General features: G+C 65.5%; 30 protein-coding genes and 1 tRNA gene. 17 read left to right on the plus strand and 14 right to left on the minus strand.

Features of this window, described 5'->3' with window-relative positions; genetic code table 11:
* Positions 1 to 50: 50 nt before the first annotated feature.
* Complete coding sequence (gene nucS / locus QA609_RS10955) at positions 51 to 791, plus strand: endonuclease NucS (RefSeq protein ID WP_278302644.1); 741 nt, start codon at positions 51 to 53, stop codon at positions 789 to 791.
* Here nucS and QA609_RS10960 read toward each other — a convergent pair whose 3' ends face one another.
* Positions 792 to 1,247: a YbhB/YbcL family Raf kinase inhibitor-like protein gene (locus tag QA609_RS10960; RefSeq protein WP_278302645.1), complete on the minus strand. Its 456-nt coding sequence runs from the start codon at positions 1,245 to 1,247 to the stop codon at positions 792 to 794.
* A 99-nt stretch (positions 1,248 to 1,346) separates the two neighbouring features.
* On the opposite strand from QA609_RS10960, the gene QA609_RS10965 reads away from it, so the two are divergent.
* Positions 1,347 to 1,823, plus strand: coding sequence for a DoxX family membrane protein (locus QA609_RS10965; RefSeq protein ID WP_278302646.1), 477 nt, complete (start codon positions 1,347 to 1,349; stop codon positions 1,821 to 1,823).
* 29 nt (positions 1,824 to 1,852) lie between these two features.
* Here the strand turns inward: QA609_RS10965 and mutS are convergent, their stop codons facing one another.
* From mutS to gvpA, 5 genes are all read right to left on the minus strand, one after another.
* Positions 1,853 to 4,540, minus strand: coding sequence for a DNA mismatch repair protein MutS (gene mutS, locus QA609_RS10970; RefSeq protein WP_278302647.1), 2,688 nt, complete (start codon positions 4,538 to 4,540; stop codon positions 1,853 to 1,855).
* Positions 4,541 to 4,580: 40 nt separating this feature from the next.
* Complete coding sequence (locus QA609_RS10975) at positions 4,581 to 4,913, minus strand: CHY zinc finger protein (RefSeq protein ID WP_278302648.1); 333 nt, start codon at positions 4,911 to 4,913, stop codon at positions 4,581 to 4,583.
* Between the two features lie 107 nt (positions 4,914 to 5,020).
* Positions 5,021 to 5,578: a gas vesicle protein GvpO, halophile-type gene (gene gvpO, locus QA609_RS10980; RefSeq protein WP_278302649.1), complete on the minus strand. Its 558-nt coding sequence runs from the start codon at positions 5,576 to 5,578 to the stop codon at positions 5,021 to 5,023.
* Between the two features lie 4 nt (positions 5,579 to 5,582).
* A complete protein-coding gene (gene gvpN / locus QA609_RS10985) occupies positions 5,583 to 6,641 on the minus strand; it encodes a gas vesicle protein GvpN (protein WP_278302651.1) in 1,059 nt (352 codons plus the stop codon).
* 5 nt (positions 6,642 to 6,646) lie between these two features.
* Positions 6,647 to 6,931 carry a gas vesicle structural protein GvpA gene (gene gvpA, locus QA609_RS10990; protein ID WP_005558079.1) on the minus strand — a complete coding sequence of 95 codons (285 nt, stop codon included), beginning with the start codon at positions 6,929 to 6,931 and terminating at the stop codon, positions 6,647 to 6,649.
* Between the two features lie 232 nt (positions 6,932 to 7,163).
* Here gvpA and QA609_RS10995 point away from each other — a divergent pair, with 232 nt between their 5' ends.
* From QA609_RS10995 to QA609_RS11030, 8 genes are all read left to right on the plus strand, one after another.
* Positions 7,164 to 7,790 carry a GvpL/GvpF family gas vesicle protein gene (locus tag QA609_RS10995; RefSeq protein WP_278302652.1) on the plus strand — a complete coding sequence of 209 codons (627 nt, stop codon included), beginning with the start codon at positions 7,164 to 7,166 and terminating at the stop codon, positions 7,788 to 7,790.
* 2 nt (positions 7,791 to 7,792) lie between these two features.
* Entirely contained in the window at positions 7,793 to 8,047 is a 255-nt protein-coding gene (gvpF, locus tag QA609_RS11000; protein ID WP_278302653.1) for a gas vesicle protein GvpF, read from the plus strand.
* On the plus strand, positions 8,048 to 8,551 hold the full coding sequence (locus tag QA609_RS11005) for a gas vesicle protein GvpH (RefSeq protein WP_278302654.1): 504 nt from the start codon (positions 8,048 to 8,050) through the stop codon (positions 8,549 to 8,551).
* Entirely contained in the window at positions 8,548 to 9,462 is a 915-nt protein-coding gene (locus tag QA609_RS11010; RefSeq protein WP_278302655.1) for a hypothetical protein, read from the plus strand. Before QA609_RS11005 ends, QA609_RS11010 begins: the two co-directional genes overlap by 4 nt.
* Before the next feature lie 125 nt (positions 9,463 to 9,587).
* Positions 9,588 to 10,109 (plus strand): gas vesicle protein, encoded by a 522-nt coding sequence (locus QA609_RS11015; RefSeq protein ID WP_278302715.1) that lies wholly within the window; start codon positions 9,588 to 9,590, stop codon positions 10,107 to 10,109.
* A gap of 3 nt (positions 10,110 to 10,112) precedes the next feature.
* Positions 10,113 to 10,457, plus strand: a complete 345-nt coding sequence (locus tag QA609_RS11020; RefSeq protein ID WP_005558087.1) for a gas vesicle protein K — start codon at positions 10,113 to 10,115, stop codon at positions 10,455 to 10,457.
* Positions 10,454 to 11,359 (plus strand): gas vesicle protein GvpL, encoded by a 906-nt coding sequence (gvpL, locus tag QA609_RS11025; protein ID WP_278302656.1) that lies wholly within the window; start codon positions 10,454 to 10,456, stop codon positions 11,357 to 11,359. The genes QA609_RS11020 and gvpL overlap by 4 nt, the downstream gene beginning before the upstream one ends.
* The gene (locus QA609_RS11030) at positions 11,356 to 11,649 is read left to right on the plus strand and encodes a gas vesicle protein (RefSeq protein ID WP_278302657.1); all 294 of its coding nucleotides are present in this window, start codon (positions 11,356 to 11,358) and stop codon (positions 11,647 to 11,649) included. Before gvpL ends, QA609_RS11030 begins: the two co-directional genes overlap by 4 nt.
* A 34-nt stretch (positions 11,650 to 11,683) precedes the next feature.
* Here the strand turns inward: QA609_RS11030 and QA609_RS11035 are convergent, their stop codons facing one another.
* Together QA609_RS11035 and QA609_RS11040 are read right to left on the minus strand one after the other, a co-directional pair.
* A complete protein-coding gene (locus QA609_RS11035) occupies positions 11,684 to 11,899 on the minus strand; it encodes a hypothetical protein (protein ID WP_278302658.1) in 216 nt (71 codons plus the stop codon).
* Positions 11,900 to 12,587: 688 nt separating this feature from the next.
* Entirely contained in the window at positions 12,588 to 13,649 is a 1,062-nt protein-coding gene (locus QA609_RS11040; RefSeq protein ID WP_278302659.1) for a zinc-dependent alcohol dehydrogenase family protein, read from the minus strand.
* A gap of 203 nt (positions 13,650 to 13,852) precedes the next feature.
* On the opposite strand from QA609_RS11040, the gene QA609_RS11045 reads away from it, so the two are divergent.
* From QA609_RS11045 to QA609_RS11065, 5 genes are all read left to right on the plus strand, one after another.
* On the plus strand, positions 13,853 to 15,301 hold the full coding sequence (locus QA609_RS11045; protein WP_343233798.1) for an ATPase domain-containing protein: 1,449 nt from the start codon (positions 13,853 to 13,855) through the stop codon (positions 15,299 to 15,301).
* Between the two features lie 40 nt (positions 15,302 to 15,341).
* The gene (locus tag QA609_RS11050; RefSeq protein ID WP_278302661.1) at positions 15,342 to 16,442 is read left to right on the plus strand and encodes an ATP-binding protein; all 1,101 of its coding nucleotides are present in this window, start codon (positions 15,342 to 15,344) and stop codon (positions 16,440 to 16,442) included.
* 114 nt (positions 16,443 to 16,556) lie between these two features.
* Positions 16,557 to 17,360, plus strand: coding sequence for a succinylglutamate desuccinylase/aspartoacylase family protein (locus QA609_RS11055; protein ID WP_278302662.1), 804 nt, complete (start codon positions 16,557 to 16,559; stop codon positions 17,358 to 17,360).
* Positions 17,360 to 17,644 carry a hypothetical protein gene (locus tag QA609_RS11060; protein ID WP_278302663.1) on the plus strand — a complete coding sequence of 95 codons (285 nt, stop codon included), beginning with the start codon at positions 17,360 to 17,362 and terminating at the stop codon, positions 17,642 to 17,644. The genes QA609_RS11055 and QA609_RS11060 overlap by 1 nt, the downstream gene beginning before the upstream one ends.
* Positions 17,645 to 17,763: 119 nt before the next feature.
* A complete protein-coding gene (locus QA609_RS11065) occupies positions 17,764 to 18,102 on the plus strand; it encodes a hypothetical protein (protein WP_278302664.1) in 339 nt (112 codons plus the stop codon).
* A gap of 100 nt (positions 18,103 to 18,202) precedes the next feature.
* On the opposite strand, the gene QA609_RS11070 is transcribed toward QA609_RS11065, so the two are convergent.
* From QA609_RS11070 to QA609_RS11095, 6 genes are all read right to left on the minus strand, one after another.
* The gene (locus tag QA609_RS11070) at positions 18,203 to 19,339 is read right to left on the minus strand and encodes a thioredoxin domain-containing protein (RefSeq protein ID WP_278302665.1); all 1,137 of its coding nucleotides are present in this window, start codon (positions 19,337 to 19,339) and stop codon (positions 18,203 to 18,205) included.
* 550 nt (positions 19,340 to 19,889) lie between these two features.
* On the minus strand, positions 19,890 to 20,654 hold the full coding sequence (locus QA609_RS11075) for a pirin family protein (RefSeq protein WP_278302666.1): 765 nt from the start codon (positions 20,652 to 20,654) through the stop codon (positions 19,890 to 19,892).
* Between the two features lie 143 nt (positions 20,655 to 20,797).
* Complete coding sequence (locus tag QA609_RS11080; RefSeq protein WP_278302716.1) at positions 20,798 to 21,472, minus strand: helix-turn-helix domain-containing protein; 675 nt, start codon at positions 21,470 to 21,472, stop codon at positions 20,798 to 20,800.
* A gap of 218 nt (positions 21,473 to 21,690) precedes the next feature.
* Positions 21,691 to 22,155 (minus strand): HTH-type transcriptional regulator Lrp, encoded by a 465-nt coding sequence (gene lrp, locus QA609_RS11085; protein WP_278302667.1) that lies wholly within the window; start codon positions 22,153 to 22,155, stop codon positions 21,691 to 21,693.
* Between the two features lie 672 nt (positions 22,156 to 22,827).
* A tRNA-Val gene (locus QA609_RS11090) sits at positions 22,828 to 22,902 on the minus strand.
* A 78-nt stretch (positions 22,903 to 22,980) separates the two neighbouring features.
* The gene (locus QA609_RS11095; RefSeq protein WP_278302717.1) at positions 22,981 to 23,514 is read right to left on the minus strand and encodes a cob(I)yrinic acid a,c-diamide adenosyltransferase; all 534 of its coding nucleotides are present in this window, start codon (positions 23,512 to 23,514) and stop codon (positions 22,981 to 22,983) included.
* 111 nt (positions 23,515 to 23,625) lie between these two features.
* On the opposite strand from QA609_RS11095, the gene QA609_RS11100 reads away from it, so the two are divergent.
* Both QA609_RS11100 and QA609_RS11105 read left to right on the plus strand, forming a co-directional pair.
* Complete coding sequence (locus QA609_RS11100; RefSeq protein ID WP_278302668.1) at positions 23,626 to 23,787, plus strand: hypothetical protein; 162 nt, start codon at positions 23,626 to 23,628, stop codon at positions 23,785 to 23,787.
* Positions 23,788 to 23,921: 134 nt separating this feature from the next.
* The gene (locus tag QA609_RS11105; protein WP_278302669.1) at positions 23,922 to 25,619 is read left to right on the plus strand and encodes an inositol monophosphatase family protein; all 1,698 of its coding nucleotides are present in this window, start codon (positions 23,922 to 23,924) and stop codon (positions 25,617 to 25,619) included.
* Positions 25,620 to 25,632 lie beyond the last annotated feature (13 nt).

Raw genomic sequence — 25,632 nt, forward strand, 5'->3', positions numbered from 1 at the left:
ACACCTGCGGTCCGGATCCCTTTTGTCCGTCAGTCGGCTACCACGGGGCAGTGACATCCGGTATCCGGCACCCGCAGGCGACGACGCTCGAGCACCCCGCCCTCGAGGACGCTCGCGAGGCGATCGCCGACGGCATCGACCGGGAGGCGATGATCACGGTGTTCGGCCGCTGTTCCGTCGATTACGACGGTCGGGCCTCGAGCCGACTCGAGGCCGGCGACCGCCACCTCATGCTCAAACCCGACGGCGCGGCGCTGGTCCACACCGACGAGGGCCAACAGCCAGTCAACTGGCAGCCGCCCGGCTGCGAGCACGCGGTTCGCTGCGAGGACGGCGCGCTCGTAATCGAGAGCCTGCGCTCCTCGCCCGACGAGCGACTGCTCGTCAGCTTCGAGCTCGTGTTGCAGGTCTCGACGTTCGCGGGCTCGGATCCGACGGAACTCGCCGTCATCGGCACCGAGGAGGACCTCCGCCAGCGAATCCTCGAGGAGCCGACCCTGCTCGAGGTCGGCTTCACGCCGCTTGCGACCGAGCGGGACACGCCCGCCGGCGCGGTCGACATCTACGGCGAGGATTCGGCGGGCCGCTCGGTCGTCGTCGAACTCAAGCGCCGACGCGTCGGCCCCGACGCGGTGAGTCAGCTGCGCCGCTACGTCGACGCCCTGGAGCGGGATCTCCACGCCGACGCCTCGGTTCGGGGGATCCTCGTCGCGCCGTCCGTCACGGATCGAGCGGAGCGGCTGCTGGCCCGTCACGACCTCGAGTTCGTCGCACTCGAGCCGACCGACTGACTACGGTGCGTAGGTCCCCTCGAGCTGGCCCTGCGCGAGGACGTGGCCGCTCATCGCCGATCTGAGGCCGTCGGCGTCCGTCTCGGGGTCGAGCTCGAGGGTCGTATCGAGGGCGAAGATCGCGAACCGATACGTGTGCTCCCGATCCGGCGGACTCGGACCGCCGTAGCCGACGTCGCCGAAGTCGTTCGTCCCCTCCACCGCGTCGGCAGCGTCCCAGTTCTCGGGGATCGTTTCGGCCTCCGGAGGAACGTTCCAGACGACCCAGTGGTCCCAGACCTTCCCCGCGGGTTCGACCGCGTCGGGATCGTCCACGATCAACGCGAGCGATTCGACCTCGTCGGGCACGCCCTCGGTCTCGAGAGGTGGGTTGACGTTCGTTTCGCCGTAGCCGTACCGCTCGGGGATGCGTTCGCCGTCGTCGAACGCGGGGCTCGTGAGGGTAAGCGTCGCCATCATCCACTCTCCCACCTCGCCCACGAAGTAAGTTACACCGCGACCCGGTGACGTCGGTGTCAGCGCGAACTTATCCCGCTCGCTCGCCTAGCGCCGGTGATGACAGTTGCCTCTCGACTCACGAGCCGCAGCGATAGCGATGACGAACCCGTCGAGCAGACCGAAACGGTCTCCGAGACGGCCGACGACCGGTCGGTAACCGACACCCCAACTTTCCGCCTCGGGCGCATCCTCTTCGGAGGCGTGCTCGCGTTCAACGCGATCGACAACCTGCGGAACCTCGAGGAGCGCATCGGCTACGCGGAGTTCAAGGGCGCACCCGAGCCCGACCGCACCGTCCCCGCGGCGAGCGTCGGCCTGCTGCTCGGCGGGCTCGGCGTCGTCCTCTGGAAGCTCCCGGCCGCGGCTGCGCTGGGAATCGCCGGCTTCCTGGCCGGCACGACGCCCGTAATGCACGACTTCTGGAACCAGGACGATCCGGAGGACAGACAGCAAGAGCAGATCCAGTTCCTCAAAAACACCGCGCTGTTCGGTGCCGCGCTCGCGTTCGCACGTGTCGCCCGCCGTTCGGAGTAACCGCGACGCTCCCTTCTTCGCCGTTTCGACTACTCCTCGAGCAGCCGCTGTAACCGATCGAGCTCCGTCAGCGCCTCGACGGGCGTGAGGTGGGCCAGCTCGAGCGAGCGGAGCTCCCTCGCGACGTCGTCGGGAACCCCCTGACTCCCGCCGTCCGTCGACGCCGGGGCGTGGGCGTCCCCTCGTTCCTGCGGATCGGCCCGTGGCTCAGGCCCGTCTCCCGCCGGCTCGTCGGCGTTTTCCGCGACGAGCTCCCGGGAGCGCTCGACGACCGACTCGGGGACGCCCGCGGCGGTCGCGACCTCGACGCCGTAAGACCCCGTCGCCGCGCCGGGGGCGATCTCGTGGTGGAAGACGACCTCCCCCTCGCGCTGTTCGACCTCGAAGTGCAGCGTGAACGCGGCCTCGAGCTCGTCGGCCAGCTCGGTTAGCGGGTGGTGGTGGGTCGCGAACAGGGTCGTCGCGCCGACCTCGTCGTGGAGGTGTTCGGTGATCGCCTGCGCGATGGCGAGCCCGTCGGCCGTCGAGGTTCCCCGACCGACCTCGTCTAACAGGACCAGCGAGCGCTCGTCGGCCTCTCGCAGGATCGTCGCGAGCTCGTCCATCTCGACCATGAACGTCGAGCGCCCGCCCGCGATGTCGTCGCTGGCGCCGACGCGGGTGAAGATTCGGTCGACGGGCGAGATCCGGGCGGACTCGGCGGGGACGAAACTGCCGACCTGTGCGAGGAGGACGATCTGGGCCACCTGGCGCATGTACGTCGACTTCCCCGACATGTTCGGACCAGTGATCACCGCCAGCCGTCGCTCCGGCGAGAGAGCGGCGCCGTTGGGGACGAACGACTCCTGGGTGCGCTCGACGACGGGGTGGCGCCCGCCCTCGACGTCGATCTCGAGCCCGTCGGTCGCCTCCTCGTCGCGTTCTGCGATCTCCGGCCGGCAGTAGTCGTACTGGGCCGCGACGGTCGCAAGCGAGACGAGGGCGTCGACCGTCGCCAGCGCGTCGGCGAGCGCCTGGACGCGCTCGACCTCGTCGGCGACCGCGCTTCGCACCTCGCAGAACAGCTCGTACTCGAGCTCGTCCGCGCGCTCCTCGGCGCCGACGATCTCGTCCTCGCGCTCCTTGAGCTCGGGCGTGACGAACCGCTCGGAGTTCTTCAGCGTCTGGCGGCGCTGATAGTTCTCCGGTACCGCATCGAGGTTCGGATTCGTCACCTCGATGTAGTAGCCGTGAACGGAGTTGTAGCCGACCTTCAGCGAGTCGACCCCGGTTCGCTCGCGCTCGTGAGCCTCGAGGTCGTCGATCCACTGCTTGCCGTCACGCGCGGTTCCCCGGAGGTCGTCGAGGACCTCGTCGTACTCCTCCGCGACGATCCCGCCCTCGGTGATCTCGATGGGCGGGTCCGAGACGACGGCGTCGTCGATCAGTTCGCGGACGTCCGCGAGGGGGTCGAGATCCTCGCGTAGCTCCCGAAGCCGCGCGCAGTCGGCGTCGGCCAGCCCATCCCGGATCTCCGGAACGACCGCCAGCGTGTCCCGCAGCGAGCGCAGGTCCCGGGCGTTGGCCCGTTCGCGGGAGATCCGTCCGATCAGTCGCTCGAGATCGTAGACGTCCCGAAGCAGTTCGTATAGTTGCTCGCGGCACTGGACCGACCCGGTCAGCTCCTCGACGGCGTCGAGGCGGGCCTCGATCCGGTCGGGCTCGAGCAGCGGGCGTCGAATCCAATCGCGGAGCGCTCGCCCGCCGAGCGCGCTCGCGGTCTCGTCGAGAACGCCGACCAGCGTCGCGTCCTCCCGAGCCCGCACCGCGCGGGGTTCGAACAGCTCGAGGCTCCGCAGGGCGACGGCGTCGAGCAGGAGGTACTCGCGGGGATCGTACCGGGTGAGGTGGGTGAGATACTCGAGGCGATTCCGTGCAGTACCGTCGGCGTCCTCGTCCGTACCGCTCTCGGCGCCGCCGCGGGCGTACTCCGCGTACTCGAGCAGGGCCCCGCAGGCCCGGATCTCCGCGTCGCCGGCCAGCAGGGCGTCGGGCTCGCCGAAGTACGTCGAGACGGTTTCGGTCGCGCGCTCGAGGGCGAACGCGTCGGGGTCGAACGGCGTCACCATGCAGCCCTCCGGGAGGGGATCGCCGCTCGAGTCGGGGCCGACGACCGCCTCCGAGGGATCGAATCGGCTCACCTCGTCTGCTATCGCCTCCGCTGACGTCGAACTCGTCGCGAGGAAGTCACCCGTCGAGACGTCGAGCAGGGCCAGCGCCAGCGTCCGTTCGCGCCCGTCACCGCGGGCGAGCGCGGCTACGAAGTTGTTGTCGTCGCTCGCCAGCAGCTCGTCCTCGGTGAGCGTCCCGGGCGTGATAACGCGGGTAACCGCCCGCTCGACGACCCCCGGGGACTCGCCGGGCTCCTCGATCTGGTCGGCGACGGCGACCCGGTAGCCGGCCTCGAGCAGCTCCTCGATGTACGACTCGGCGTTGTCGACCGGAATCCCGGTCATCGGGTACTCTCCCGTGCTGTCCTCGCGGCTGGTCAGGGTCACCTCGAGCAAGCGGGCGGTGCGCTCGGCGGCGCCGCAGAACGTCTCGTAGAAGTCCCCCACCTGAAAGAGCACGAGCGCGTCGTCGTAGCGCGCACAGAGGTCGTGGTACTGACGCATCATCGGCGTCAGCTCGTCGCGTTTCTCGGCCATCGCGTCTGGCGGGCCAAGCGCCGGATCCATACCCGAACTCGGCCGCTCGACGGGGAAATAGCTTGCTGGATTAGCGCTCGAGGTAGTACTCGAGGTGATCCGTGCAGCCGGGGTTGAACGCCGTTTCGCAGTTCGGACACCGCGAGTCCGAGTCGAGGTACGCCGGCGCCGTCATCGCCGTCCCGCAGGCGCCACACAGTACCGAGGCCTCGTCGAATCTGTCGCTCGGCCAGACGACTGCCTCGTGGTCGGCGACGGCTTCGTGGCAGCGAAAACAGGGGTAGTACCGCTCGCAGCAGCCGAAGCGGAACGCGACGACGTCGCGTTCGGTGTGGTAGTGTTCACAGCGCGTCTCGGGATCGACCTCGAGTCCGTACACCGGAGTGTCGTCGACGAGTTGCACGGTCGCCTCGAGGACGGGGAACGGTTTCGTCGTTTCGACGAGTTGCGGCGAAAAACGGTAGACTGGAGAATGACCGACGGGAGCTGTCCGACTCGAGAGCGACGGGGTTACTCGAAGGCCTTCGTGTCGCCGCGGCGGTAGCGACCGAGCCGTCGGTACCCCTGGACGACGCCGTCCTCGTCGAGTTCGATCTCGTAGCGGCCGATGATGTCCTGGGTGTCGGGGACGGCCGACCGTTCGACGACTTCGACGACGGCGCGCCAGCCCTCGTCCATCGGCGAGATCTCGCTGACGCCGTCGAACTCGTGACCGATGAGTTTGCCGGCGGTCGACTGAACGATCTTCCGAATCGCCAGCACGCCCTCGATCTGGTCTTTCCCGTCGACGTCGCCCGTGTCGACGTCCTCGGGATCGGTCGCCTCCTCGTCGGCCATCTCGGCCGACTGGACGTCCTCCTGCTCCTCGCTCTCGGCTTCCGATTGATCTTGGTCGTCGTCCTGGTCCTCTTGCTCCTGTTCGTCGGCTGATTGACTCTCGCTCACGGTTGGATCACTCTCGTCGTGTTGATAACAGAACCCGTCGTCCTGGGCCGGACGGGAGCACCGCTCCCCGTCCCCGGTTTTCGCCTGACACTGGTCCGCTGTATTCGATTCTGCTTCGGCCATCGTCTTAGAGCGCGTCGCTGATTGCGTCGCGGAGCTCGTCGATTCCGTCGCCCTCGCCGGCGATCTTCGGTGCGAGCACGTCGGTGAACACGTCGACGAGCAGTTCGTCGTCGAACTCCTCGGCGCCGTCCTCGGCGAACACCGACAGCCCCTCTGCCGCAGTGATCGCCGCGCGCGTGCCGACGACGATGTCGAGTTCTTCCCGGAGCGTTCGGATCGCGTCGACCACCTGTTCGATCGTCTCCTCGGGTACGTCGACGTGGGCGGCGACGATCTCGCGTTCGGTTTCGGCGTCGTAGTAGTCGACGTTGACGCCGACGAACCGGTCGAGCAGCGCGTCCTGCTGTTCGTGGACGCCGGCGTACTCGACGTCGTTCGAGGTTACGAGCAGTCGGAACTCGGGGTGGACGTCGATCGTCCGATCCTCGCCGTGTTTGCCCGGTCGCTCGAGGATCCCCTCCTCGAGCACTGACAGCAAGACGTTGTGAGCCGAGGGATCGCTCCGCGAGAACTCGTTGTAGACGAGCGTCGCGCCCTCCTTGACCGCGACCGAGAGTGGGTTGTCGACCCACCGCTCGCGGACGACCTCGGTCGTCTTGCTGACGCCGCTGACGAACTGGTCGCGTTCCTCGTAGCGCTCGCCGCCGGAGTGGGTGCCGACGAGTTCGGCGGTGCCGACGGCCTCGTCGCCGTTGATCCAGACCACCGGACGGCCGCGCTCGGCGGCGGCCGACAGCGCGAGGGCGGTCTTCCCGCAGCCGGTTGGACCGATCAGGTGGACCGGCTGGTCGGCCTCGAGCCAGCCGACGATTCGGTTCCGAACCGACGCGACCGCGTCGGTTTCGACGAACGGATCGGGGGCGATCTCCTCGGGGCTCGACAGCGGCGATCCGTCCGAACTGCCGGAGCCGCCGGTGCTTCCGGAGCTACCGCTCGTCCCGTTCGACGCGCGCTTGCGCTCCTTCTTGGCCATCTTCTTCGCCTTCCGACGCTTCTTCTTGCTCCGATCCGACCTGATCTTCCGGCCACGAACCTTGCGGTCCCGCGAAGACGAATCCCCCATGTGGATTATTCGGAGGCGGACTGTGGCGAGGACTCTGGTCGTTCCTCGATCTCGAGCTCCTCGAGGTCCTCGAGATCGCCCTCTGCGGTCGCTTGTTCAATTTTTGAGATCTCCTCCGCGTAGTGGAGGAAGGTGTCGACGGAGGCGACGACGACGCGGGCTTCGATCGTCAGGAGTTCGATTCCGACGACCGAGACGCGTGCCCAGACGTCGATGACGACGCCCTTGTCGAGAACACGGTCCAGTACTTCCGCGAGACTCGAAGCATTTGGTCGCTGTTGGGATGCCATTGTAACCCGCCGTTCTCGTGCGACCCGTACAAACACTGTCGCTGCGCATGCAAGCTAACCCTCGCTTCGAGGGGTGTACTCGCCGACGCTGCGTCTGCAAGCAGCACCATAACGCGCGCGGGAGCCCTACCGACACGACGAGTTGTCGATCCAGTAGGTCTTATCTTATGGTACGGACACACACCTCGTTCGGACGGTTCGATCGATCGCAGCGACGGACGGTGATGCGGTCGTGAGTCACATATACGTCTACGGCGTCGTCGAGGCAAGCGACGACGTCGAGTTCGAGACGGACGCGGTCGGTGACGCGGACCGCGTCTACACGATCTCCCACCGTCGCTACGCGGCAGTCGTCTCGGACATCGACACGACCGAGCCCGAAGAGACCGACGAGGACGCCCAGCGCCACGACGATGTGCTCCGCGAGATCATGGAGTACGAGGGCGGCCAGACGATCGTCCCGATGCGGTTCGGGATGGCGTTCGAGGGGAACCGCGAGCTGAAAAACGTTCTCCGGAACGCACAGCCGGCGTTTCGCCGCGCCCTTCGGGATATCGACGGGAAGATCGAACTCGGCCTCAAGCTCGTCGAGGAGGAAGACGCCGACGTCGACCGCGAAACGGTCGAGGACGACGTCGCCGACCGCTTCGAGCCGATCGCCGAGCAGTCGGTACCCAACGACCTGTTCAGCGACCGGCTGGTGTTCAACCGGTCGTATCTGGTCGAAAAGGACGATCAGGAGGCGTTCGGCGACGCGGTCGGCGAGCTCGAGGAGGCGTACGAGGATCGACTCATCGTCCAGTACACCGGCCCGTTCGCACCGTACAGCTTCGTCGACGTCAAGATCGGGGCCCAGTAACCATGTTCGTGCTCGACGATCTCCTGTTCCGGCCGTTCATCGGTATCGTCGACGCGTTACACTCGATCGCGCTCGACGAACTGTACGATCTAAACGAGCTCGAGGACCAGCTCAAGGAGAACCAGCTGCTGTACGAACTCGGCGAACGGCCCGAGGCGGAGTACCGCGAACGGAAGGCCGAACTCGAGGAAGAGATCGAGATCGCTCGCGAGGTCCACGAGCGGTTCTCTAGCGGCCGCGTAGAGGTGAAACGATAAATGTCCGACTACACCGACGATCCGACCGAACCGAACGACGACCGCAACGACCGCTCCGACCACTGGCTGACGAGCCTGCTGTCGGCTCTCGAGCGACTCGAGGGCAGTGACGGGTCGGCAACCGGTCGCCGAAAACGGAGTTCGATGAGTCTGAACTACGACGTCTCGGTCGGTTCGGGGCTCGACCGGGCGATCGACAGGGTTCGAGCGCCGACCGACGATACTCCTGGCCGGAAGCGATCCCGGCGCCAACGCCGCTCGCCCTCGCCGGACGGTCACGTCACCTCTCGGCTACACGACGAGGAGCTGCTGGTCACGGCCGATATCGCCGGCGCCGACGCGGACGACGTCACGGTCGGCTTCGACGGGGACGAACTCGTCGTCGCCGTCTCCGGCAGCGAACTCGGTCGGGTCGACGTTCCCTGGGATGATCGGACGTCACGAGCGACGTTCAAAAACGGCGTGCTGACCGTCGTCGTCGAACCCGTGGAGGACCAGCGATGAGCGAGGGCGAGGACGAAGAGACGTTCGAAGAACTGCTCTCGGCGGCCGAGTCGAGCCTCGAGAACCTCGAGTCATCGCTCGAGGGAGTCGACACGCCCGACGAGCTCGGCGACGGCGACCTCGAGGAGCTGCTCGGCGACGTCGATACGCTCGTCCGGATCGCCGAGGAGACGGCCGAGCTGATCGAGTCGCTGGATCTGACGGAGCTCCCGGAGGCCGTCGACCGCGACGACCTGCTCGAGGCGATCGAAACGGGCGAGATCCCCGATGCGCTGGCCGACGAGGAGACCGGTGCGAGCGACGTCATCGATCTCACCCAGCTGTTCTCGGCGCTGGACCTGCTGAGCATGTGGGATGCTGCCGACCTGACCGAGATCTGGGAGGAGAAACGCGAACTCGACGACGCGACCGACGAGCTCGACGACGAGGACGACGGCGCCCTCGAGGACGCCGCCGAGACCGTCGTCGACGAGGGAACGGACCTGATCGGCGACGAGGACGAGGACGGGCTCTTCGAGGAGATCGACCCGAGGGAGGCGGCGATGGAGGCCTTCGAGAAGCCCGATATCGAGGACGATCCGGAGGCGTACCAGGTGTTCATCCAGCAGCAGGCAATGCGCGGGATCGACGCCTTCCGCGACGCCTTACTCGAGACCCACGAGACGTTCCAGGGGCTCTACGAAACCAACCGGGAGAAGATGCGACGGGAGGACACGAGCCCGTCCTCGCGGAACCCGACTGCGGCCTCGACGCTGCCGACGGAGCGACGCGATATCGGTACCAGCGACACGCGCCACTCGACGGTGCCCCAGCAGGTCAAGCTCTCGACGGCGCCGACCCGCAGGCGCATCTACGGCCGTCGGTTCGAACTCGAACTCGAGCGAAAACGACGCCAACAGAACAATGACTGACACCATACGCAGCAGCCGGACGAAGCGAACGAGTATCGCCGGCCGATCCTCGAGCGGTGACGCTCGCGCGATCGGAACGGCCACGGCTGAACGACCGATCCGGGACAACGACGGACACGGCGGAGGTGATCGGCGTGGTCGATGAGTTCCAGCCCAGCCGACAGAAGGCCGACCTCGCCGAGGTCGTCGAGATGCTGCTCGACAAGGGGATCGTCATCAACGCCGACATCGCCGTCTCGATCGGCGACACCCAGCTCCTTGGCATTCAGCTCCGGGCCGCGATCGCCTCCTTCGAGACCGCGGCGAAGTACGGTCTCGAGTTCCCCGAGGGAACGGACATGCAACGCCTCGCCGAGGCCGTCGACGACCCCGAACTCGCCGAGGAGCGACAGGCGACCGCACCGGTCGATCCGACCCGCGGCGTCAACGTGACAGCCGAACCCGACGAGGAAGAAGACGGGTCGAACGGCGAGGACGAAGCCGAGTCCGACGGCGGAGACGACGTCGTAGCAGCCGACCACCCCGGGCTGAGTCCCGACCCTGATCAACCGACCAGCGGCGGGTTCGACCTGCTCAGCGACGACGCAGACGACGAGTCGGGGGACGAATCGACCGACGAGGAGACCGAGGAAGCGGAGGAGGACTGACCCGTGTCGACGATCGACGTCGGCGACGGCGAGAACGCGCGCGACGGGCTGTTGACGCTCGTCATCGCCGTCGTCGAGATCCTGATCGAAGCTCTCGAGGGTGAGGCCGTCCGGCGCATGGAGTCGGGCGATCTCACCGACGAGGAGATCGAACGCCTCGGCGGCCAGCTCGCGACGATCGAGGCCGAGATCGAACAGCTCAAGGAAGACGAGGGGATCGAGGACGGCGTTGATGACCTCCGGGGCGAGCTGGACGGACTCGTCACCGACGCGATCGAACAGCTCCAGGGGGAGACGACCGCCTCGAACAAGCCCGGCTACTCCGTGTTCGGAGGTGAGGAGCAGTGAGTTCCGACGACCGCGACGAGCGAGCCGAGGGCGCCGACCGGGAGCCGGGTGTCGACGCCGACGAGGTTCCCGAGATCGACGAGGGTCGGTACCTCTACTGTCTCGTACGGGCGAACGCGGACGCCAACCTCGAGCTGACGGGGATCGACGACGAGCCGGTCTCGATCGTCGTCGAAGACGGGATCGGTGCGGTCGTCCACGCCTGCGAGGGGATCTACGACTCGGCCGATCTCGCGCAGGTCAGACGCTGGCTCGTTCGCCACCAGACGGTCATCGACGAGGCCAGCGAGCGGTTCGGGACACCGATTCCGTTCCAGTTCGACACGATCCTCCGGGGTGACGACGAGCGCGTCCGAGAGTGGATCGACGACGAACGGGACACGCTCGGGCAGGCACTGTCGGGGCTTGCCGACCACTGGGAGTACCGCGTCGAAGTCGTCGAGGTCGATCCCGTCGACGACGAGACGCTGATCGAACGGGACGACCGACTTCAGGAGCTTCACGAGAAGATCGACGACTCCGAGGAGGGAACGGCGTTCTTACTCGAGAAGAAACTCGACCAGCGCCTGGCTGCGGTGCGGGCGAACCGCCGGGAGTCGGCGACCGACGACCTCGAGGAGCGCCTCGCCGCCGAGGCCCGCGAGGTCCACTCCCTCGAACGCTCCCCTTCGGCGTCGCTTTCCGACGAGGTCGCCGACGAGGACGACGGTGAGGGAGAGACGCTGTGTCGACTCACGCTGCTGGCCCACGAGGACGACGAGGGGGCCATCGGCTCGATACTCGACGACGTGGCGGCGACGGACGGGCTCGAGGTCCGGTTTACGGGGCCGTGGCCGCCGTACACGTTCGCGCCGGAGCTTGGCAGCGGCGAGGGAACGACCGACGGAGGACGACGGCCATGAGACCGCGAAAGGACGAGGACGCGCTGGTCGACGTGCTCGACGTCGTGCTCAGAGACGGGGCGATCCTTCGCGCCGACGTGATCATCTCGGTCGCGGACGTGCCGCTGGTCGGGATCAAACTCTCGGCGGCGATCGCCGGAATGGAGACGATGACCGAGTACGGACTGTTCCAGAAGTGGGACGTCGATCGGCGGGCCAGAGCGGTCGAACGCCGGCAGTACGGCCGAGGGCGCGACGACGACCAGGAGTCGATCACTGTCAACGGCCGGAAGCGAGACGAACTCGAGTAACGGGACACCCAACTCCGAGAGAGGGACCGAGCGGTCAGGCGAACGTCGGTCGCTCGGTCGTGAGCTCGACCTCCCCGGAGACGGTCTCCTCGTCGCGGTCCTCGTCGTAGACGTACTGTCCGGAGCCGCCACAGAGCGTACACTCGTAGTTCTCGGAAATCTCGTTGATCATCTCGCCGTCCTCGAAGTAGACGCGGCTCTGGACGATCTGCAGGAACTGCGGCGTCTCGCAGTTGGCACAGCTGATCATATCGGTGAGGTAGCCGTGATCGGTTGTAGTTATCCGGCTTGTAACCGGTGGATCGGGACCCCCTATGGACGTCTTACCTGTCAGGCGCCGTCAGCTCGACGGCCGGACCGAGCACCCCGCTTCTCGAGCGGTTACGAAGCGGCGCAAACGCAGAGTAAACGAGTCATAATCGCAAGACGGAAGCGGAATCGTTCGGGTACCGAGAGGCGAATTAGTGACCGAACAACCGTCGGTATGGCGGACACGAACGACGAGGTACTGACGTCGGGCCGAACGATCGGCGACGACTCGTACCCGAAACGACCGACGGGATCGGTCCTCGTCCGAGAGGCGGCTCGTCCGTCAGCTCGCACGCTGATAGCGACGGGCTCCGGCCGACCGTGCGTTCGTCCTCCGTAGCCGAGCGCTACGTCGGCGGTATACACTCCCTGTCGAGAGTTCGGCCGTACTAGCATGTGACAAGCCGCCGCATAACAATGTCGGTCTCGTGCGACTCTTCGTCCGCGGGGATACCCCCCGCCGGGTGCGCGCTCGGCCCGGACGCCGACGCGCTGACCGGCCGACTGCGTGCGGTCGTACCCGGAACGCTCGGACGTGGACTCGCCCCCGCTTCGAGTACGCTCATGTCTCTCACGCCAGGGTGGGTTTCCCGCCCCCACCCGGTTCAAAACGCTCGCGAGCCCCGCGCTCAGAATTCGGTAACGACCGGAATGCCGACGGTACCGTAGTCGTCCATTGCAGCAAGGGTCTCGGGCAGTTCCTCGAGCGAGAGTCGCTCGCCGATGATCTTGCTCGGATCGAGGGTTCCCGCCGCGATCAGCCGGAACAGCTCCTCGTAGCGAACCAGCGGCATGCCGAAGGAGCCGCGGAAGTCGATCTCCTGCATCGTCATCGCGTCGACCGGGAGGGAGACCTCGCCGCCCTCCTCGTCGGTCGTGAGTCCGACCTGGACGTGGCGACCGCGCTTCCCGAGGCTGCCGATCGAGTTGCGGCAGGTCTCGGCGATCCCGAGCGCGTCGATCGACACGTCCGCACCGCCGTCGGCCAGCGCTTTCACCTCGCTGGCGGGGTTGTCGGCCTCGTCGGCGTTGACGGTGTCGACCGCGCCGAGCTCGCGGGCCCGCTCGAGTTTGTTCTCGCGGACGTCGACGGCGATCGGCTGGGCGCCGATCGCGCTCGCGATGTGGATCGCGGAGAGTCCGACGCCGCCACAGCCGTGGACGGCAACCCTGTCGCCGGGCCGCAGATCGGCGCGGTCGGCCAGCGCGTGGTAGGCGGTCATGAACCGACAGCCCAGCCCCGCCATCTCGGCGAACTCGACGTCCTCGGGGAGTTTCACGCAGTTGAAATCCGCCTCCCGAACCGGGAACGCCTCCGCGAACGCGCCGGGGGTGATGCTCGTAAACCCGAGTGGAACGACCGTCTCGCAGACGTTCGCCCGCCCGGTTCGACAGTGCCGGCAGCTTCCGTCGGCGAGGTGGAACGGGACGGTGACGCGGTCGCCCTCCGCGAGCGTCTCGACGTCCTCGCCGACCGCCGCCACGATGCCCGCGGGTTCGTGACCCAGAATCTGTCCCGGCTGGGCCTGCGCGCCGACCCACTCCCAGTCGCCCTGCCAGGCGTGCCAGTCGCTTCGACACACTCCGCAGGCTTCGGTCTCGACGACGACCTGATCGGGTTCGGGCTTCGGGTAGTCGACGGACTGGATCTCGAGCGGTTCGCCGTACTCCGCGAGTACTGCAGCTCTCATGTGTTGGGAGTACACACACCGCGTACAAAACTGTATGCGGCCTGACTCGAGCGTCCGGTACTACGCTGCTCGCTGTTCCGGTCCGGTGGCGCCAGGGATTTCGTCGGTTTCGGTGACATTCATACAGATCACCCCACGGGGAATCAATTGATTAATACCGCCCAATTTCGTTTGATATGGCTGTGGCATCCAATATTACGCTGATGAACAGCGGGATCAACGGCCTGGATGAGATCCTCCACGGAGGGCTCGCGAAGGGACGGATGTATCTCGTCCACGGCCAACCCGGCACCGGGAAGACGCTGCTCGGTATGCACTTTTTGGAGGAGGGGTTGCAAAACGGCGAGACGGTGCTGTTCATCCACGGAGAGGAGTCCAGACAGGAGATTCTGGCCAACGGCGATGCGGTCAATATCGATATCAGCGACGCCGAGTTTCTCGATCTCGGCCCGGAGTCGGACTTCTTTACCGACGACGACTCGTACGACTTAGTCGAGCCAAGCGACATCGAGCGCGATCGCTACACCAAGCGCATTCACGAGGCGATCAGGGAAATCAACCCCTCCCGTGTCGTCCTCGACCCGATCTCACAGCTCAGGTACGTCGAGGCCAACGAGTACCAGTTCCGCAAGCGGATCCTCTCCTTTATGCGGTTTCTCAAGCAACACGAGATCACGGTCCTCGTCACGGCGACGCTGCACTCCAAACCCGAGTACGACACCGAGTTGCGCTCGCTCAGCGACGGAATCATCAAGCTCACCCGTGGCAAGGAAGGACGGCGCGTCGAGGCGACGAAACACCGCGCGCTCGGTCAGATGGGCGGCGATCACGGGATGGCGATCCGGGAGAACGGACTCGAGATCTATCCCCGCCTTATTCCCGAATCACACCAGCACGCGTTCAAGCCCAAACGGATCCACTCGGGAATCGACGAACTCGACGAGCTACTCGGCGGCGGGTTCGACCAGCGCACAGTCACGTTCATCAGCGGACCGACGGGTGCCGGCAAGACCTCGACTGGAACGCAGCTACTGACGCAGGCGGCCAGAGACGGACTCAACTCCGCGATCTACCTGTTCGAGGAGAACATGGAGACGTTCACTCACCGCTCGGAGTCGATCGGCATCCCCGTCACGGAGCTGCGCGAGGAGGGGACCCTCTCGGTGAACGAGGTCGAGCCGCTTGCGCTCTCGAGCGAGGAGTTCGCCCACATGGTCATCGAGCAGGTCGAGGAGGAGGGGACCGATATCGTGATGATCGACGGGATCGACGGCTACACGATCGCGATTCAGGGACAGGAGTCCGAACTCGTCCGGGAGCTCCACGCACTGGCGCGCTATCTGAAGAACAAGGGCATCACGGTGTTGATCACGAACGAGATCTCCGAGATCACCGGGATCACGGAGGCGACCGACAACCAGCTCAGCTACATCGCGGACAACATCGCGTTCGTCAGCTACGTCGAGATGGACGGGAGTCTCCGGAAGGTCATCGGCGTGCTCAAGAAACGAACCGGAAGCTTCGAAAAAACGCTTCGGGAGTTCGAGATCACCGGCGACGGTATCCGCGTCGGCGAGCCGCTGACCGGCCTTCACGGTATCCTGCAGGGCTCACCGATGGGACGAACGATCGATCCCGCACGGAACGAATGATCACACCACACCGCAGTCCGACGAAATACCGAGCCCGCGTATGAGCAGGAACGATCGGCAGAACACGGTCCAGCTGCTCATCAACGAGGAGGGGAATCGCACTGCGGTTCGGGAGCTGCTCACCGACTACTACGAGGTCGAGACCGAGCCGTCGCTCGTCGAAGCCGACCTCTATCTCGTCGACGACTACTCGTTTCACGACTACCACGACGCGCTCCGCGAGCACGTCCACGAGAGCGACCCGGTCTTCTGTCCCGTCGTTCTCGTCCGCCGCGACGACGACCACCACAGGGTCACGCTACCGAACCCGGACGAACGCGACCCGCCGCTGCTCGTCGACGACATCGTCGAGGCACCGATCGATCGGACGCTGCTCTTTCGGCGGCTGAACACGCTGCTCGTCCGACGCAGCCAGTCCCAGGAGCTGATGCACTACATCTCGAAGCTCGAGGAGTCGAACCGGTCGCTCGAGCAGTTCGCCTACGCCGCCTCCCACGACCTCCAGGAGCCGCTCCGGATGGTCTCGAGCTACCTCCAGCTGATCGATCAGCGCTACGAGGACGAACTCGACGAGGAAGGTCGGGAGTTCCTCGGCTACGCCATCGACGGCGCCAACCGGATGCGGGACATGATCGAGGGGCTGCTCGAGTACTCCCGCGTCGACACCCGCGGCAGTCCGCTCGAGCCGACCGATCTCGAGGCCGTCCTCGACGAGGCGCTCGCGGACCTCAGAATGAAGATCGACGAGCACGACGCCGAGATCGAAGCCGAACCGCTCCCGACCGTTCTGGGCGACGACGACCAGCTCCGACAGGTGTTCCAGAACCTGCTGAACAACGCGATCGAGTACAGCGGCGACAGACCCCCTCGAGTACGGGTCAGCGCACGACGACAGGACAGAACGTGGCGGATCGCCGTCTCCGACGACGGCGTCGGGATCGACCCCGAGGATCAGGACCGAATCTTCGAGCTGTTCCAGCGGCTACACAGCCACAAGGAACACGCGGGAAGCGGAATCGGGCTCGCTCTCTGTAAGCGGATCGTCGAACGCCACGACGGACGAATCTGGGTCGATTCCGACTCGAGCTCGGGCGCGACGTTTTCGTTTACGCTCCCGGCGCTCGACGCTCGACGGGAGTGACCGCCGAGGTGCAAGCTGTGACTCGGCGAGAAGTGCGGTAACAGCCACCATAGTTCCACCGCTGAATTCAAAGATAGGAAGGTGCTTTACGCTGGACCCACTCCGACTAGCCGAATGAGGCGACGTCGAATCCTGGCCGCCGGCGGAGTGGTTGTCGGAACGTCCGTCGCCGGCGCGGCGAGCCGACTGACTGACGGCGCGGAGTTAGTAGCGCGCGCTCGCGACTCGAGCGACGAGAGTGCGCTCGAGACGAACGCGGAGACGCTGCTGTCCGACACGGTTCACGAGACGACGCTGTACGAGATCGACGCCCCGGCGGACGGGCCGACAGTGATGATCTTCGGCGGCGTTCACGGCGACGAGTACAACGGGATCGACGTCGCACGCGAGGTGGTCGACTGGGCTCCCGACGCTGGGACGCTCGTCACCGTTCCCGAAACCGACCGCGTCGCGGTCGAAAACGACGAACGGGAGGGAGTCGATGGCGACCTGAACCGCCAGTTTCCGGCCGAGGAGGGACCAGCGAGCGACCTCGCGGTCGGCATCTGGGACGCCGTCGAACGCCACGATCCCGACGTTGTACTGGATCTCCACCGATCGCTCGGCGTCTACGGCGTCCACCAGCAGTACGTCGGTCAGGCGTTGTTCTACTCGCCGGGTGCCGACGGAGAATCGATCGCGGCGACGCTCAACGACGAGGCCGTGCCGTGGTATCTCCCGATGCACCGGTTCGTCGCCCACGAGAGTCACCTCTCCGGGCCGCTACTGTTCCACGAGACCGCACGGGAACTCGACGCCGCGTCGTATCTCTTCGAGACGACCAACTTCCTCCTCGATCGCGAGACGAAAAACGAGATGACGCGAATCGCGACCGCAGCGGTGCTCGACCGACACGGACTGCTCGAGGGGGGTCCGTGATGGCGCCGTCGCTTCGACGGGTGCTGACCGCCCCCGCGACGATCGCGACGTTCCTCTTGCTGGTCGTCCCGCTGGCGCTGGGCTGGTTCAGAACGTCGCTGCTGTCGCCGCTCGCGCTGCCAGGATATCTGATCTACATGGTTGGGTCGGCGATCGGCAATCTCGTCGCGCCGCGGTTCGAACTTTGGGTCTACTGGATCCCGTTTCTGGCGGGTTCTTACGGCATCGCCGTGACGATCGGTTACGCCGTCGAGCTCTTGGTCGATCGACCCGAGTCGCTCTGAGGTCTTCGTCCTCGACGTCCCGTCCCGATCGACTCCTTACGCCGAACTTTCGTTCTCTGTGTGCGAACTGCTAGCAAGGCTTATGATGGGTGGACCCATAGCCCCGCGTACACACCGATATGCCATCCAGGTCCCGACCGCCCCGATCGACCACCCTCTCGCTGTCACACGACGAGCACTGGACGCTTCATCACGTGTTGCTCCACCGAATCGAACAGGAAGAAACCGCTGCCGACCCGACAGACGTCGACTCGCCGCCCCTCGAGCTGTTTCAGGCGTTCGAGACGATCGACGGCGGAGCGGTCCGGTTTACCGACCCCCAGCTCGAGGCGATTCAGACGACTCTCGCCAGCTACCAGCGGTCGACGGACTGGTGGGAGCTCGAGCGCGGCGCACTCGAGTCGCTACTCGAGCACGTTACGGACGCCCTCGAGACCGATCGGCTGCCAGCCGACTGACTCGAGGGCGTGCGGAGAGAACGGTGCGACGGATACCCCGAGCGACGGCATGGCGCTCGGCGGTCGTCAGTAGTACAAGCAGCCGATCGTCTCGGCGGCGTTAGCAGTCGACCGGAAGGTCGTCGACGGTGCGGTCGCCGCTGAGGTCGTAGTCCTCGCCGGCGCCGATGCTGCCGTCCGAACTCCCGCCGCTGGTGTCGTCAGCGGACTCGTCGTCGTAGCCGTCATCGTCGTCGTCTTCGTAGCCGTCGTCGTCTTCGTAGCTGTCGTCGTCGTCTTCGTAGCCGTCGTCGTCGTCGTCGCCATCGGTTTCCTCGGTCGACTCGTCGGCTTCGTCGGCTGACTCGTCGACTTCGTCTGCGTCGTCAGCGTCGGCTTCGTCGGAGTCCTGAACCTCGGATTCCGTCTGTGGTTCCTCGGCGTCATCGTCGCCGTCGTCCGATTCGGCGTCGGCGTCGTCGTCAGATTCGGCATCGACGTCTTCATCGTCGGACTCGGCGTCGGCGTCCGTCTCTGCATCGTCCTCGAGTTTGTCCTCGGACTTCTCCCCCTCGGGCGCGGCGTCGAGACGGGCGTCGAGCCAGTCGATGATCGCCTGGGTTCCGTGGTGTGGCGCGGTCGTGTCGCCGGCCAGCTCGAGCTGTGGCGTATAGGTGATCCCGTCGTTGCTGGCCAGGGTAGCGACTTCCTCGACCGCCCCGTCGTACTCGCCGGCTTCCGCGCGGTCGATGACGGCGTCGACGTTCGACACGTCGGCAGCACGCGCTCGGTTCTCGAGCTCCTCGTAGCTGATGTGTCCCGACGGCATATCCGAGTACGTCTCGGTCACGAACTGCCAGTAGCTGTTCGGGTCCTCGTCCCAGACGGCGAGTCCGACGGCCGCGAGCCGCGAATCGGTGCCCGAAATGAACGGCTGTGAGGTGTCGCCCGGCTCGTACGCGAGGTTGCAGAACTCGACGTTGAGTTGACCGTCGGCGACGAACTCCGAGATGATCTCCTGGAGGTTTCCGGAGACGAAGTCCTGGCTCGACGGACACTTGAAGTTCCCGTAGAAGGTTGCGGTCGGCGCGTCGCTGTTCGTCCCGACCGTCGGATACGTGCGTTCGTCGGCGTCGTCCGGAATCGGTACCCCGTCGGACGATGCGTTCCCGGACGCGACCCCAGCGAGTCCGAGCAGCGAAACGGCCCCAGTAGTTGTCAGTACACTTCGACGTGTCGTCTGCGACTTCCGTGACATCGACTGCACCTCATCAGGGAGGGAGTATAAACGGGTTCAGCCGTTCTGTACGCTTCCCCGAACTTTACCAAGCTTCTACCCGTTCCAGACATCTCTCGGAACCACAACTGATCGGTGCACTGTTTCAGTCCGATTCGAGTCGTTGGCGTCGTACCCAGCAAAACGCAAGCAAGCGCCGTCGTTCGCGAGAGCGAACGATTACTCTCACCCCCAATTCGAGTTTCGATTCTCGAAATGATGTAAGTACAGCAGGCGGTTCCGACTATCCTAACTTCTATTTTGCTGATGTTTATCTAGAGATCGAATGTCGTGGTAACGACTGTCAGTATCGACCGGCCCCCAGAACTGTATCGGCTCTCGAGACGAGGCTTCTGTCGTATCGGTTACCAAACCCGGCAGCGAGATCCTTTGTCCGGAGGTGGGTTCGGCGACGGTCGCCCGTCCTGCTACCGTGCCGTGCCGACTCGGAGCGGTTGCGAGAGCGGGGCTCGTCCCGACGGTCGCGTCCTCCGGCGAAGGGGCGGTTCCTCGAAGCGTCGACGGCCCGATCTCAGCGGCCGATCGTTCCGCTGCGGGTGACCGGAGCGTCGGGATCGATACGAAACGCGATCACCGTCGATTCCTCGGTTGCGGCGACGGACACGTCGGTTTCTCCGGTCACGAGCGCGCTCTCCGTGTACCCGACCGACGCGCCGTCGACCGTGACCGCGCCCTCGAAGACGTACAGGTAAGTGTCCCATTCCGGCCGAGGGGGGAGCGTAACGGCCGCGCCGGCGTCGAGACGGCAGTCGTAGCAGTGGACGTCGTTGCGGACGGATAGCGGGGCCTCGCTGTCTTCGGGACCGAACAGGTGACGCCACTCGTTGCGAACCGCGTCGGGAATCCGCTCGTGCTGGATGCCCGGCTCGAGCTCGAGGCTGTGAGGACGGACGAATATCTGGAGCATCCGCAGCGGCGGATCGTCTGCGGCGGTTTCCTCGGCGTGCCAGAAGCCGCTGCCGGCGTTCATCACCATCAGGTGGTCCGGATCCGTGATCAGTTCGTTTCCCTGTCGGTCGTCGTGGCGCATCACGCCCTCGGGAACCCACGAGACGATCTCCTCGTTGCGGTGTTGGTGCATTCGGATCACCGTCCCCGGGTCCATGAACGACTCGACGACGGTCGCCAGCGGCCCGTAGCCGTGATCGTCGTGACCGGGAACCGCTCGGCCGGGAAAGTTGAAGTGCGTCCTGAAGTTGCCCTGATCCTGTGAAACCGCCGTTCGCGGGGCCGTATGGATCTGAAGGTTCGAGCGTGCTGATCCGGACTCGTCCATTGCCGACGTTAGCGGTCCCGTGGCTAAATGCGTTCTGAGCGTTCGAATCTCGCACCCTACGTGTGGATAGCGGAGACGAGTACGGGTCGCGAGCGTCGCCCGTTTTGTGATGGGTTCTATCTGCCCCGGATTCCGACCGGCGGTTAGTCAGAGAGCCCCGGGGAGGGTGCTGGTTCCGCCTCCTCCGGCGTTACGTCGAGTTCCGACGCGACCAGCGACCGGTACGCGCGACGAAGCCGCTCGGAAAGGGCCTGGTGGGAAACGTCGAGCTCCTCGGAGAGTTCCTGCATCGAAACGTCCCGTGGGATTTCGAAGTAGCCGTGGTTGATAGCCGCGACGAGGGTTTCGTACTGGTTCTGCGTGAGGCCGGACTGCGAGCCGGTTTCGCCGTTCGTATCGTAGAGGCGGATCACCGTCGGCTCGAGGTCCTGTTCCTCGAGTCGGGTGTGAATCGAGCTCGCGTCGCTGCGCTCTTGTACTCGAATATCGAGGATCCAGGAGCGACCCGTGGCCGAGGCGTCCAGGATAGTTCCGCCCTCCTCGAGCACCAGCTCGAAGAGGTCGATCGTTTTCGGCGCGAACTCGACGTTGTACAGCCACTGTTCGTCGTCTCCGCTGACCAGCGCGTACTCCTCGATCGTCGAGGCTTCCGCCAGGCCCGTCTCGATCTCCGCTTTCGATGCACCGGAGAGCCACAGATCGTACCCGTTCGAGACGACCCCGGCCTCCGCTTCGCACGTGAGCGACGGCACGGACTCGAACAGTTCCGCCAGCCCGGTCCCCTCGCTCGAGATCTCGAGATTGATGATCGAGGTCATGTGTTCGATTCGAACGACACGCCCCAGTTCCATAGGGGCGGCTCCAAATTTGCTAGCACCGTCAATAGAGAAAGTATCGCTGTGTTACATCCGATGCCGTAACGACGACCGAGAATCCGTTCCACTTCGGCCTCGGAATCCGGGTCGCTCGAGGTGTCAGACGTCCCGAGTCGACGATCCGGGTCTCGAGCGAACGGATACCGCCCCAGTGGGGCCGATCAGTCGTCGGCTTCGGTCTCGAGCCGGAACTGCTCGTTTTCGGAGACGGCCTCGAGGACGATACTGGTGTTCGATCGGGTAAGGTCGGGATCAGTGATCAGGGCCTTGATCTGGTCGTTCATGTCGTCGGTATCCTCGAACTTCCCGATCGCGATGATATCGTAGTCGCCGGTAACCTCGTAGACGGAGACGATCTGATCGTGATCCCGAAGTGTGGACGTGATCTCCGAGAGGGCGCTTCCGTCCACTTTGAGCTGCATCACGGCGGTCACGTCGTATCCGGCGGCGGCGTAGTCGACGACCGGTGTGTATCCCTGGATGACGCCCTCCGCTTCGAGGTCAGAGAGGTGGTTCGAGACGGTCGTGACGGAGACGTCGAGCTCCTCGGCGAGGCTCCGAAGGCTGGCGCGTCCGTTCTCGAGCAGTTCGTTTACTAGATCCGTATCGAGGTGTTCGTAGGCCACTGCGTAGTACGATCTCTCCACTCCGTCTAAACAGTTACGAACAGTCAGTTTTTCGCCCTCGTATTTGAATTTGCAGTTACCTCCGGCGACTACCCGTTGCCGTTTTGACGAGACGTCCACTCGAGCCGATCTGCGTTCTCGCGCACAGCGGCCGATGGGTGTACGGCTCCGGCCCCCTGACACCGACCTGGCGGGACGGCACCTCGCTTCGCCCACGGCTTCGCTGCTCGCGTTTGGTGGGACCTGCTCACAGCCCGTTCGTCCCCGAGTCGTCGACTGGACTTCGGACAGATTCGAGCGACGCTCGAGAACGTGCCCGCTTTGCTCGCAGAACCCCGGTCCAGTTCGAATCTGTCGTACCGATCCCCGACGGAACGATGATTCGCTTCGCTCGACAGTTCGTTTCCTCGGAGATGGGTTGGGGCAGATTTGGACCACGGTCGTTCCGCTACGCTCCACTCCTTAGCTCGAACTACCGACCGTTTTTGACGACGCGGACTCCTCGCGCTGCTCGTCGTCGTTGTGTCGTCAAAAATGGGTTGGGGCAGATTTGAACCACGCCGAGACGGTCTCGCTCGCTCCCTGCGGTCGCTGCGCGAGTTGCGACTCGCCTAGTTCAAACTGCCCAACGTAACGAATTTGCTGCTCGCGGATTGCTCGCAGCAAAATTAGTGGGTTGGGGCAGATTTGAACTGCCGACTTCCTCCGTGTGAAGGAGGTATCATAACCGGACTAGATCACCAACCCGCATCCCGTGATATCCGTGCGCTCGACTTAAGCCTTCCTTTCACTTCCGGCTCTCGAGGCCCCGCGTCGCTCGAGCGATCAGTACTGTGGGGCTTCCTCGGGTTCGCCCTCGCGCTGGTTGACCAGCCGGGCGAACGTGAACAGCCCGTCCGAGAGGCGGTTGAGGTACTCGACGGTTCGTTCGTTGATCCGCTCGCTCGAGGCCAGCCCGACGGTGCGGCGTTCGGCCCGCCGACAGACCGCGCGGGCGTGGTGAAGCCGAGCCCCGTGATCGCTGCCGGTGGGCAAAATAAACGAGGTCAGGGGCTCGAGTTCCTCGTCGTACTCGTCGATCCAGTCCTCGATCGTCTCGACGTGGTCGGCCCGGATCTCGGGGTCGTCCTCGTCGGGATCGGGGTTCGCGAGGTCGGCCTGGACGACGTGGAGGTGGTTCTGGATCGTTCGCAGTCGCTCGTCGACGTCGTCGTACCCGGTGGGACGCACCGTGCCGACCAGCGCGTTGACCTCGTCGACGGTACCGTAGGCCTCGATCCGCGGATCGGTCTTCGAGACGCGAGTCATGTCCCGGAGGTCAGTCTCGCCGTCGTCGCCGCGACCGGTGTAGATCGCCATGTCGGGATCGACGGACGGTTTGCACTTAACTTCGCCGTCCACGGCGGCGATCGGTCGCCTCCGCTCGCCCGAATCAGTACGTTAAACACGCTCGATTCGGTAGTGGCCGGTATGGCCCTGGAACTCGACCACGAGTGTCCGAACTGCGGGGAGAAGACGTTCTACCGCGCCGCGAGCACGACGGTACACCTCGGCGAGAAGGTCAAGTGGCACTGTCCGGACTGCGACTACGGCTTCGTGCGGATCAACGGCATCGACTCGAGCGCGGCCTGAGTCGACTCGAGCGGGGATTTTCCCACTCGAGTTTTCGAGGAGCACCGAGTTCGTCACGACTGCGGACGAACCCGGTCCCGAACAGTCGAGAGCGAACGCCAGACCCATACTCTCGCGGTTCGACGACTCACTCGATGCAAGGACGCCGGCTCGCGACGACCGAGGAGATCATCGCGATCGTTAGCCCCGACAGCGACGACGTCGTCGCTCGCCTCGCGGCCTGGGCCGACGACCGCGGGGTCGGGCTCTCGACGGTCGACGTCGGCGAGCCGATCGGTGACGTCTACGACGAGAATCGGGCCACGCTCGGGGTTACGATCGGTGGCGACGGGACCTTCCTCGAGGGGATCAAGACGTTCGCTCCACGGGGCGTTCCCCAGCTCGGCGTCAATACGGGCACGCTCGCGTTTCTCTCGCGCGTCGAGCCCGAGGACCTCGAGGCGGCCCTCGACGAGGTGATCCGCGGTCGGGCGACGATCGACAGTCGCCAGCAGGTCGCCGTCCGCGGTTCGGGCCTCGAGGCGACCGGGATCAACGACGTCATGATCGAGCACGTCCCGCCGGAGAACCCGATCGACCGAAAGGTGACCCGGCTGGACGTCTACGCCGACGACGAGTACGTCGGCGAGTTCGAGGGGACCGGGATCGCCGTTTCGACGCCGACGGGCTCGACGGGCGTCTCGCTGTCGGCCAACGGCCCGATCCACTATCCGGCGAACAACCACACCCTCCAGCTGGTTCCGCTCCACACCCACCAGCTCGGGGTGCGGCCGATCGTCGTCTCGCCCGAGACGGAACTTCGGATTCGGACGCAGGGCCCCGCGAGCCTACTGGTCGACGGCGGGCGGGCCAACGCGCTCCTCGAGGAGGGCGAGGAGGTGCTGATCACGGGCGCCCAGAAGCTCGCCCACGTCGTCCACACCAGCTACGACGACCACTTCTTCACCGCGATCTCGAAGAAGCTCGGCTGGGACATTCGCGATGTCGACGAACCGCCGCGGGTCCCCGCGTCGCGGTCGGAAACGGGTGCCGACGGCGACGACTTCCTCGAGCGCGCGCGGACGATCGCTACCGAGGCGGCCGAGGCGGCCGGCGAACCCCTCCGGGAGCTCCACGGCCAGGTCGAGTCCATTGCGGTCAAAAGCGACAAGTCCGACATCGTTACCGAGGCCGACCACCAGGCCAACCGGATCATCACGACGGTGATCGAAAACGAGTTTCCCGACCACGGGATCGTCTCCGAGGAGCGCCCGCGGGACGTCCGCGAGGACGGCTACACCTGGGTGGTCGACCCTCTCGACGGAACCGGGAACTTCGCCCACGGCAACCCCAACTACTCGATATCGATCGCGCTGCTCGAGGGCGAGTACCCCGTCGTCGGCGTCGTCTACGTCCCAGAAACGGACGAACTGTTCAGCGCGATCGCGGGGCAGGGTGCCCGCCGGGACGGCGATCCGATCGAGACCACCGACCGGGATCGCCTCGACGAGAGCATGCTCATCTCCGGCTACGACCCGGACGGCTCCTTTCTCACGCGGTTCTACCAGGAGACCCGCGGCGTCCGACGGCTCGGGTCGACCGCGCTCAACTGCTGTTACCTCGCCAGCGGCAGCGCCGACGCCACCTGGGAGTACGACACCTACCCCTGGGACGTCGCCGCCGGCCTGGTGATCGCCCGCGAGGCCGGGGCCCGGCTCACCGACGAGCGGGGCGAACCGTTCGTCTTCGAACTCGAGACGGAGGGACGGTCGGCTCTACTGGGCTCGAACGGCCCGCTCCATCCGGCGCTGCTCGAGCACCTCGAGGGTGGGCGGGACGACTGCGAGCGGTAGCCGGGCGGAGAGG

The sequence above is a fragment of the Natronococcus sp. A-GB7 genome, assembly GCF_029688865.1.
In the GTDB taxonomy this organism is placed as follows: Archaea; Halobacteriota; Halobacteria; order Halobacteriales; family Natrialbaceae; genus Natronococcus.